Origin of the sequence: Gilvimarinus gilvus, assembly GCF_030518155.1 — a bacterium.
GTDB classification, from domain to species: domain Bacteria; phylum Pseudomonadota; class Gammaproteobacteria; order Pseudomonadales; family Cellvibrionaceae; genus Gilvimarinus; species Gilvimarinus gilvus.
In genome coordinates this window covers 1-410 of record NZ_JAULRU010000491.1, presented here as the reverse complement: position 1 = coordinate 410, position 410 = coordinate 1, and the positions used below count along the sequence as shown (strand labels likewise).

Annotated in this window: 1 protein-coding gene; it reads left to right on the top strand. The window is 59.5% G+C overall.

The features are described from left to right. Window positions 1-267: hypothetical protein (locus QWI17_RS09035; RefSeq protein WP_302722185.1), on the top strand; the 267-nt coding region annotated here is incomplete at its 5' end. Window positions 268-410 lie beyond the last annotated feature (143 nt).

The following is a 410-nucleotide window of genomic DNA, read 5'->3' as shown; positions in this document are numbered from 1 at the left end:
GATGCGGATGGTCTGCGCTTGCGGGTGGCTGAGCAGTTCGTCGCTGCTCCACTGGCGCTGGGTAGCGCCGAGTTCAAGGTGCAGTTGTGCCGCCGACAGTGGCAGGCTCAGCAGCAGCGCAAGCAGGGCAAGGCAATGGCGCATGGGTACACTCCGACCAAAGAGGCCAGCAGGTTACCTGCGCACTGCCCGTTGACGCCACTGCTGCAGTCAGCCGAACAACCGTGTCAGGTTCGGCACGATCAGCAGCAATGTAGTGGCGAATAAAATAAGCCCGGCTTGGCGTATTTTCGAATGTCTGAACATGGCGGACCGCCTTCTTGTTGTTATTCCTGAGTACCCGTTGGCTTCCTTGTCGCGCTTCGGGTCGATCGCAGTAGCGTGGTGTGGCGCCTTTACTGCCTGCCTTT